We start from the raw sequence: 9580 nt of genomic DNA on the forward strand, positions 1-9580 counted from the left end.
GCCGCCCTGACCCAGCATGATCTCAACCTCGCGCAGCTTCCCGATGATTTCCTCGGGCTTGTGCTTCTTGGCAGGCATTCGTCGTCCCTTCCTTGGTCCAGACTGTCATAGTCGATGGACCACTCAGAGGGGGGCAGCTCATAAGCTACGGCGAGATCGTCATGAGCCCAACCGCACCAGCATGACGCCTTTCGCTCGTCTGACTCGACGATCGCGTCGCAGGGCTCATCACTGACACTCGCGACTGAAGGCGAGCGCTGATAAGCCGAGATCAGCTTCGATGCGATTTTCAACAGGCCTAACCCTCCTTCGAAGAAGGTGCGGTTCGGGTGTTATTTGATCGAAGCTCGTCGGTTTGCGTAGGCGAGCCAATTTGTTATCGCTTCGCCGACAGGGGTCGGTGCGAAACCTCGAAGCCAGTCTTTTGGCGTTGAGAGCGTCAGATCACTCCGTTTGGAAGCGACGGGAACATAGATGAAGATTAGACGAACGATTACCGCCAGCGCGCTTTTCATGAGTGCTGCAGGGGTCAACGCACAGTCCGACGTCGCGGCCACGTCCAATAAGGCAGTGCCGTATTTACTGAGCCGTAATGGCCGCCACGCGCTAATAATCGACGGAGCGCCGTTCCTGATGCTGGCGGCACAGGTCAATAACAGCAGCAATTATGCGATATCGCTGCCGCACGTCTGGCCGATCCTCGATCGGATTCATGCTAACACGCTCGAAATACCTGTCGCATGGCAGCAAATCGAACCACGCGAGGGACAATTCGATTTCTCCTTTGTCCAGACGCTGCTCGATCAAGCGCGCTCGCATGACAAGCGAGTTGTCTTGCTATGGTTCGGCACGTGGAAGAACACGTCGCCAAGTTACACGCCCGACTGGGTGAAGCTGGATAACAGCCGTTTTCCACGCATGAAAGACAAGACCGGCAAGGACCATTATGTCTTGACGCCGATGGCGACGAGCACGCGCGAGGCAGACAAGCGCGCGTTCGTCGCATTGATGACCTATCTACGCGATCACGATGCGCAGAATACAGTCATCATGGTTCAACCGGAGAACGAGGTTGGCAGCTACCGCAACCCCCGCGATTATAGCGCCGCCGCCAATGCGGAATTCACCAAGTCAGTTCCGGCGGCACTAGCGCGCAGGATCGGCAAGTCGGGAACGTGGACGCAGGTGTTCGCTGGTCAAGCCGATCGAGCTTTTAACACATGGTACACTGCACGCTACATCGATGCGATCGCCGCCGCGGGTAAGGCAATTAAGCCGCTGCCGATGTACGTCAACGCCTCGCTTGCCGGGCCGTCGAACGTCCCCGACCCGACCGGCGTCGCCAGCGGTGGTCCACAGCAGGACGTGCTCGACATCTGGAAGGTGGCGGCCCCGTCGATCGACTTCGCGGCGCCGGACCTGTACGACAAGGTAAGCAAGAATGTCGACCTCTACCTCGACGCGTACCGCCGCGCCGACAATGCGTTGATGGTCCCTGAGATCGGTAACGCGCGGCTTTTCGCGCGCTACTTCTACGCGGCGGTCGGACGCGGGGCGATCGGCTTCTCGCCATTCGGCATGGACGATACCGGGTTCTTCAACTACCCGCTGGGTGCCAGCGCGCTAGATGGCGCGACGCTCGACGCCTTTGCGCTACCGTACAGCACGTTCGCGGCAATGCAGCGCGAGTGGGCGCGGATCGCCTTTGAGCATCCGACCTGGGGCACAGCCAAGCCGGACAATGGCGCACCGGTATCGACCACCATGGGCGATTGGACGATTTCGGCAAGCTGGGGTGAGTGGCAGTTCGGGATGAAGGACTGGATCTGGCTGAAATCCGAACCGGCGCCGTGGGCAAGCGAGCCGGTTGGCGGTACCGCCGTGGCGCAACTGTCCGCCGACGAGTTTCTTGTGACGGGCGATCACGTCCGCCTGACGTTCGGTAGCCGGCCCGGCGGGCCAACGAACGCCATGATCGTACGGGTCGAGGAGGGGCATTTCGATCAGGGCCGCTGGGTCATGGACCGCATCTGGAATGGCGACCAGACCGATTACGGAATCAACCTGATCGATCGACCGGCGGTGTTGAAGGTGACCATGGGCCGCTATCGCTGATCGCCACCCCAAAATGTCGCCTTCCTGCTCGCTGCGCCTATGCCACCGGCGCGGCGCAGTGGTGAGCGATGAAGTGACCGTGGCGCGGCATGGTCCCCGCCGCCCGTGCGATCGCGGCGCGCATTCGCGGTAAAACATCGGCCAACGTGTCCATCGCATCCAGCGCCAGCGGATCGGGGCACGTGGGTCGGATGCCCTGACCGTTTAGCACCGCGACCCAACTCGGTTCCAGGAACAAGTCGAACGCCTCCGGGAAGAAGCGGCCACGGCTGCGGAACAGGTCGATCCGCTCGGCCAACGTGTCCGGGATCGCCATAGTGCGGACGTGGTTCCAGAATGGCGAGTCTTGCCGCTCCGTGGCATGATAGTGGAGGATTAGGAAGTCGCGGATCCGGTCGAACTCGGCAGCGGTCGCGCGATTGAAATAGGCGATGTCGGCCGGCGCGAACGCGCGATCGGGAAATAGTGCCAGGAGGCGGGTGATCGCCGACTGGACCAAGTGGATGCTGGTTGATTCTAGCGGCTCCAGAAAGCCGGCGGCGAGCCCGATTGCCACCACATTGCCACGCCATGCCTGCGTCCGCCGCCCGGGCATGAAGCGCAGCAGCTTGGGCTCGGCCAACGGCGCGCCTTCGACAGAGGCGCGCAATGCCCGCTCCGCAGCCTCGCGATTGATGAAGTCGCTGGCAAAGACATGCCCGGCGCCGGTGCGATGCTGGAGCGGGATACGCCATTGCCAGCCGGCGGCCCCGGCGATCGATCGCGTATAAGGCAGCGGATCGGTAGCGCGCGCGATGGGCATTGCCAGTGCGCTGTCGCACGGCAGCCAGTTGCGCCAGTCCTGATAGGGGTTCTCCCGCGCGTCCCCGATCAGTAGGCCGGCGAAGCCCGAGCAGTCGATAAACAGATCGGCCTCCAGTACGCGGCCGTCCGCCAGGGTGACCGACTGTAGCATCGGGCCGGCCGGGTGGTCGGACGCTTCTCGCGCTATCGCGACGATGCGCCCTTCGTGCCGAACCACACCGTCCGCCTCAGCCTGCGTTCGCAGCAAGTGGGCGTAGCGGGCGGCATCGAAGTGGAACGCATAGCTGATTGTCGAAAGCGTGTTGCGCGAATCGTCGCTCGGTCGACAAAAGGTACCCGCGCGCGCCGCCACAGCGGGTAGGCTGTAGTCGGTCAGCCCTGCCGCCGCCGCGGGATCCGCCGACGCCAGCGCCTGCCAGTACAAGTGGAAGGGTAGGGGCCCAATCGCGGCTCCGATGCGGCCGAACGGATGGAAATAGGCGTGACCCGCCGCGCGCCAGTTCTCGAACGCGATCCCCAGCTTAAAGGTGGCGCCGGTCGCCCGCATGAACGCATCCTCGTCGATGCCGAGCAGACGGTTCATTTCCAAGATCGGTGGAATCGTCGCCTCGCCCACCCCAACGGTGCCGAGTTCTTCCGATTCGATCAGTATGATCGACGAACGGCGTGGGCCCAGCGACCGCGCGAGCGCCGCCGCCGTCATCCACCCCGCCGTACCACCACCGACGATCAGGATCGAGCCGATCGGCGCAGACGCAGCGTCAATGTTTCGGATCATCTCGGTCCCCTGTGGGCTGTGAAAACTATTTTTGCCTTTTTAGCATATTAATAGGAGTTGTTGAATTGACGAGATTTTTCATGGTAGATATCGCTATCAAATCAGCCGCATTCGCCTTTCCGAGCGATGTCGCGGCCGTTTTTTGGGGAGGACGAGGCGTCGGCCGAAGCGCCGCGCGTGCTTCCCCGTCGTGACGCTGCCGGTGCGATCCGGATACTTGGGGGGAAGACGAATGCACACCGGAAAGCGCGAATTGGTGCGGGGTCATGCCCGGGAGATCCTGACGGGCGTTTCGCTCTTGACCATGGCGCTTGTTGCGGCTCCGGCCCTGGCGCAGGGTACCAACAAGGCTGGGAGTGGTGCGCCTGCCCAGTCGGAAAGTGGTGCCTCCGCCACCGGGCAAACAGGTACGCCCGCCAATGGATCGCTGCCGCGCGATGCCAGCGGCACCGTTGCCGCGGTGCCGCCCTCAGCCGCCAGCACGGTCGAGCAGGCCGCAGGGCCAAGCGATGATGTCGCCGCCGATATTGTCGTCACCGGCCTGCGGCAGAGCGTCGCCACTGCGCAGGCGCTAAAGTTCAATTCCGACCAGTTCGTAGATTCGATCACCGCAACCGACATCGGCAAGCTGCCCGACAAGAACGTCGCAGAAGCGTTGCAGCGGGTGTCGGGCGTCCAGATTAGCCGCAACTACGGCGAAGGGTCCGGGATTGCGATCCGCGGGCTGACGCAGGTCAAGACGCTGCTCAACGGCCGTGACGTGTTCGGCGGCAGCGGTGGGCGCTCGCTTAGTTTCGAGGACGTTCCATCGGAGCTGCTGGGTGGCGTCGACGTCTATAAAAATCCATCGGCCAAGGAGATCGAGGGCGGGATCGGTGGTATCGTCAATCTGCGCACCCGCATGCCATTCGACGAAAAGGGCTTCGTCCTGTCGACGACGGTTGGCGCCAATTACTTTGACCTGTCCGAGGATGCACGCTTCAACGGCTCGGCATTGGTCAGCAAGACGTGGACCGATACCGGAATCGGCGACTTCGGCGTACTGTTCGACGTCGCATATTATGAATCTGCCTTCCGCCGTGACCAGGCGACGATCGACCCCTATGTTCCGGTCTCAGGCATCCCCGGCTATGCCGGCCAGACGCTGTCGATGCCGGTCGGCGCAGGCATCCAGGTGACCGAGGGCAGCCGCAAGCGCCGCGGCTATTATGCCGCTGCGCAATGGGAGCCGGCGACCAACCTGCAATTCTACGGCACGTTCTTCCAGTCGAACTACGACTTATACACCCCGAACTACTCCAGCTTCGTCACCAACGGGACCAGCCCGGACTTCCTAAACAATTTCCAGCCTAATACCGGCGGTTTCCGGTTCGAGGACGGAAGGTTCGTGTCGGGCGGGTTCAACGGCTTCACCCCCGCCTATTCGGTGCCGCCATACGTCAACACCGCTCTTAATATCCAGAATAACACCCAGGTCGCGTTCTCGCGCACCAAAACCACCGATTATGCCGGCGGGGTAAAGTGGCAACCGACCGATCGCCTGCACGTCAACCTCGACCTGCAATATGAACGCGCCACGGCGGAAGTCTCCAGCTACACCGCCTTCGCGCAGAAGGATTTGGCAGGCTATACCATCGATCTCAGCGGCGACTTGCCCGCCATATCGTTCCAGAGCGCGCCCGGCACAGGTTCGATTTCCGATCTGTCCGCCTACCGCTTCACTGCGATCATGGACCATCTGGAGGACAGCGTCGCCACGCAAAAGGCGGCGCGGCTCGACCTGGAGTGGGATTTCGACGACAGTATTCTAACCTCGGTTCAGGGTGGCATCCGCTATACCGACCGCGAAGCGATCAACCGCAGCACGCCGTACAACTGGACTGGCGCGTCGCCGACCAACGCTGACGGCACGCCACTGAATTTAGCTAATCCGATCGCATTGGGGCTGGTGGCGCCTTATGGCGCGCTGTTCGGTGGTGACGGCGGTGCGATCGTCGGGCCGGTGCCCTACGCGTCTGCGCGATTATTCGACGATGCCGCCGCGGCGTTCCGCACGATCGGCGGGCGTGCGATCACGACCTTTACGCCGCAGGATATCAATACGCAGCGTGAGAAGACCTATGCCGGCTATCTCGCCGCCTATTTCAAGGTCGACGCCGGGCTGCCGATCGACGGCAACGTCGCGGTACGCTTCGTTAAGACCGAGAACGAGGCGGCGGGCACCACCCGGCTCAACTATCGCCCGACGCTGGATGCGGCTGGGCAGCAGGTGACGCTTGACCAGCCCTATTCCGCCGATCAGTCGTATACGAAGGTACTGCCGAGCATTAATCTGCGCGCGCACCTGACCGAGCGGTTGCAGTTGCGCATCGGTGCCTCGAAAGGACTGTCACGACCAGAATTCTCGCAGCTCAATCCGAACCGACAATTCTCCGTCGGCTATGTGCAGCTATTGGATGCCGCCGGCAACGTGATCGGCTACCAGCCGAATGGCACGAACACCGGGTCAGGCGGCAATCCGTCGCTCAAGCCGCTGACCGTCGATCAGGCCGATCTTGCGCTGGAGTGGAACGTTGCGCCGACCACCTTCCTGTATGGCACGGTGTTCTACAAGAAGCTGACGAACTTCACGACTTCGCAGGTGTTTGAGCAGCAGATCGAGGTGCCAAACCAGGCGTCGCAGACCTTCCGCTACACTGCGTTCGTCAACGGCGCCAAGGGAGAGGTGAAGGGGTTCGAGATCGGCGGCAACACCTTCTTTGACTTCCTGCCCGGCCCGCTGTCCGGCTTCGGTGCGCAGGCGAACGTCACGTATGTCGATAGCAGCGCCCCTGGCGCAACCGGCACGCTGTTGAACGGGGATCAGGTGCCGACCTCGTTGCAAGGTCTGTCGAAATGGAGTTACAACCTCGTCGGCCTATACGAGAAGTACGGCGTCACTGCGCGTGCGGCCTTTAATTGGCGCAGCAGCTACCTGTTTGATCCGGCCAGTAACGGCACGGGCGGAGTTCCGATCTACAACCGCGCTTACGGACAGCTCGATGCTTCGATCGGCTACAACTTCACGCCGAAGGTGTCGGTGACGATAGATGCGATCAACCTGACTAAGTCGCGCTTCGATAGCTACCAGTATTATCCCGGTAATCCACGCAACTTCGAGCTGAACGATCGCCGCTTTGGCATTTCCTTCCGCATGCGCAATTGAGGGGTGGCGGGTCGCCGCCCTCTACGAAGGTTTTCCTGCCTGCCCGCCCGTCCCATCGCGAACAGGCGGGCATTTCTTTCGACGCGACCTGATGAAACGTCAGGCCAGCCCGCGACCGTCAATACGCAGCACCGGCACAAACCCCGCACCCGTCGCAGGCGGCAGGTCGACGTGCAGCCCCGCCGCGTCGCGGCGATGCGGGACCGCGCCGCCACCCAGCAGCGTTACTCGCTCGATTGTCGCGTGCTTCAGCCGGTCGCTGCCAAGCGACGCGACCGATAGCCGCCGTGTCGGCCAAGCCAGAGCCAGCGCATAGAGTGCACCGTTGTTGGTGGTGAAGCGCACGTCCTGCGCGGTGAACGTGCCGGCCGTCTGCTCGTTTTGCATCCCCACCTGCAACCGCGTTGGCCCCTCGCCATAAACGCGCCACGGCCGAGATCCGAAAATCGCCTCGCCGTTGACCGCCACCCATGCCGCCATGCCGTCGAGGATCGCCTCTTCCTCGCGGTCGATCGAGCCGTCGCCAGGTTGCGGGATTGACAGCAGCAGGTTGCCGTTCTTCGACACTACGTCCGCCAGCCGCTGTATTACCTGCTCGGCGGTCTTGTAGCTCCGCTCGTTCAGCCGCGCGACATTGTAGAACCAGTCGCCCAGGCACGTATCAGTTTGCCACGGCTCGTTCCACAGATGGTCGGTGAAGCCGCGTTCGACATCCTGCACCAGTCCGAAGCGCGCATAGGGCTTCAACTGCTTGGCGGTCAGCACCACATCAATCGAGCCGTGCCATTGCAACGAGCGGTTATAGTAATCGGCCGCAGCCTGAAGCCCGATTGGTCCAAACGGCAATTCGTAATCGTCGAAATAGCAGAAGTCGGGGCGGTACTTTTCCATCAGGTCCGCCTGCCGCAACAGCCAGCGCGCGGCATAGCCGGCGTCGCTGGACGGTGCGCTCTCGATCCACTGCCCGTCGTTCCGGTCGTGCCACGCGTTCATTTCAGCGACGCTGTCGATCCCGTCGGGCAACACCATGTGCCGGCCGGTGTAGAGTTGTTGTGGATCGAGCCCGTCCCACCAGCGCCCGCGCCCGTCCTCTTTGCGCAACCGGTACGCGTCGTAGCGCTCACCCTTGCGCGAGCCGACCGGATCATATCCATAAGCGGTCTGATACCAGTGCCAGGCGTGCGCGGCATGATTGGACACGCCGAACTTCAGCCCGGCCCGCCGCGCCGCTTTCGCCCAAATGCCGACCACGTCCTTCTTTGGACCAACACGCAGGCTGTTCCAAGCATGATAGCGGCTGTCGTAGCAGTCAAGGTTGTCGTGGTGGCACGCTAGGCTGACGAAGTATTTCGCGCCGGCGCGCTTGTAGCGCGCGATAAGTGCATCCGGATCCCAGCGTTCAGCGGTCCAACGGCGCTGAATTTCGATCATTCCGACGTCGGCGGGGTGGCCGTACGTCTTCAAGTGATGATCGTACATTGGATGACCCTGCATGTACATGAACCGGCCGTACCAGTCGCCCTGTTCGGGCACCGACTGCGGCCCCCAATGAGACCACAGCCCAAGCTTCGCGTCGCGGAACCAGTCCGGATAGCGATAATGTTGCACCAGCGACGACCAACTCGGCTCCACCGGCCCGCGCGCCAGCCCCATCGGGCTCCGCGCCAGCGCGCGCTGCGCCATGCCGCTGGCGGCCAGCCCTGCGAGCACCGCGCGCCGCGACAGATCAGTGGTCATCGCGGTACCTTGTTCGCAAGAGTGCGCCGGATCGCCTCCACGGTCAGCGTATGCATCACCGCATAGTCGGTCACCGTCGGATGTACCCTGTCGCTCGACAGGCTCGCTTTCATCGCTATCTCTGGCGTCGCGATAGCGGATTGATAGTCTACAGAGACATCACTGTTGGCGGGCGCAGAAGCGCGCCGCCATGCGTTCATCGCGCCCAGGATTACCTTTGCGCCGTGCGCGCAGGTCATCTCCGCTATGGTGGCAGTATTGCTTTGCACCTGCTCCAGCGTGGTCGTACCGGTGTTGCGGACAACGTCGTTGGTGCGGGCTATGATATGCACCGCCTGCGGCTTGAGCGCGATCACGTCGGCGCGGAACTGCACCATCATCAGCGGCGTGGTCTGCTCGCTGATCCCGCGATCGACCAGCACGCCTGGGAACATGCTCGCATTCCAATCGTCGATAATCGAATTGCCCATAAAGACGACCTGCACCGGCGTGCCCATCGCCGTCAGCGCGGCATTGTCGTCGGCGTAGCGGTAATGCTGCCCGAACGCGCGCAACAGGACGTGCCGGTTCCACCGCTGCCATTCCGTCGCGTCGCGCGGCTCGAGGTAGCCCGGGCAGGGGTCGATAACGATCCTTGCCCGGTCGACAATATAGGATTTGCCCGAGGTCGTCTGCGCCGCGGCGCCAACTGGAAGCGCCGCGAGCAGCAGTGCGGTAAGCCAGTGCTGCGCCCGCATCACCGTCCCATCACCTGCACCAGCGAGGCGGCATCCTGTCCCGTCGGCAGTTTGCCATCGGCGGTCAGGCGGCCGGCGCGGTCGTCCCAGCGCAGCGTCGCGCTGCTGCCGTTTTTCCCGTCCCGATAGGCGTTGCTGACGCCGTCGTCGTCGTAGAGCGTGAAGCGGGCATCGGCTCCCGGATAGACGCGGATGCTCGCCAGC

At 62.6% G+C, this 9580-nt stretch carries 6 protein-coding genes; 2 read left to right on the forward strand and 4 right to left on the reverse strand.

Annotation, left to right across the window (positions count from 1 at the left end):
- Positions 1–513: 513 nt before the first annotated feature.
- Positions 514–2115, forward strand: a complete 1602-nt coding sequence (locus tag BRX43_RS19255; RefSeq protein ID WP_125996685.1) for a DUF5597 domain-containing protein — start codon at positions 514–516, stop codon at positions 2113–2115.
- A 37-nt stretch (positions 2116–2152) separates the two neighbouring features.
- Here the strand turns inward: BRX43_RS19255 and BRX43_RS19260 are convergent, their stop codons facing one another.
- The gene (locus tag BRX43_RS19260) at positions 2153–3697 is read right to left on the reverse strand and encodes a tryptophan halogenase family protein (protein ID WP_125996682.1); all 1545 of its coding nucleotides are present in this window, start codon (positions 3695–3697) and stop codon (positions 2153–2155) included.
- Between the two features lie 232 nt (positions 3698–3929).
- Here BRX43_RS19260 and BRX43_RS19265 point away from each other — a divergent pair, with 232 nt between their 5' ends.
- Positions 3930–6902 carry a TonB-dependent receptor gene (locus BRX43_RS19265; RefSeq protein ID WP_125996683.1) on the forward strand — a complete coding sequence of 991 codons (2973 nt, stop codon included), beginning with the start codon at positions 3930–3932 and terminating at the stop codon, positions 6900–6902.
- Positions 6903–7001: 99 nt separating this feature from the next.
- Here BRX43_RS19265 and BRX43_RS19270 read toward each other — a convergent pair whose 3' ends face one another.
- The 3 genes from BRX43_RS19270 to BRX43_RS19280 all read right to left on the reverse strand — a co-directional run.
- Positions 7002–8639 carry an alpha-L-fucosidase gene (locus tag BRX43_RS19270; RefSeq protein WP_241215088.1) on the reverse strand — a complete coding sequence of 546 codons (1638 nt, stop codon included), beginning with the start codon at positions 8637–8639 and terminating at the stop codon, positions 7002–7004.
- Positions 8636–9376 (reverse strand): GDSL family lipase, encoded by a 741-nt coding sequence (locus tag BRX43_RS19275; protein ID WP_125996687.1) that lies wholly within the window; start codon positions 9374–9376, stop codon positions 8636–8638. The genes BRX43_RS19270 and BRX43_RS19275 overlap by 4 nt, the downstream gene beginning before the upstream one ends.
- Positions 9376–9580, reverse strand: a 205-nt coding sequence (locus tag BRX43_RS19280; RefSeq protein ID WP_125996684.1) for a DUF5110 domain-containing protein, incomplete at its 5' end; no start/stop codon positions are given. The genes BRX43_RS19275 and BRX43_RS19280, both read right to left, overlap by 1 nt.

Source organism: Sphingomonas sp. S-NIH.Pt15_0812 (genome assembly GCF_003951315.1).
Lineage (GTDB): Bacteria > Pseudomonadota > Alphaproteobacteria > Sphingomonadales > Sphingomonadaceae > Sphingomonas.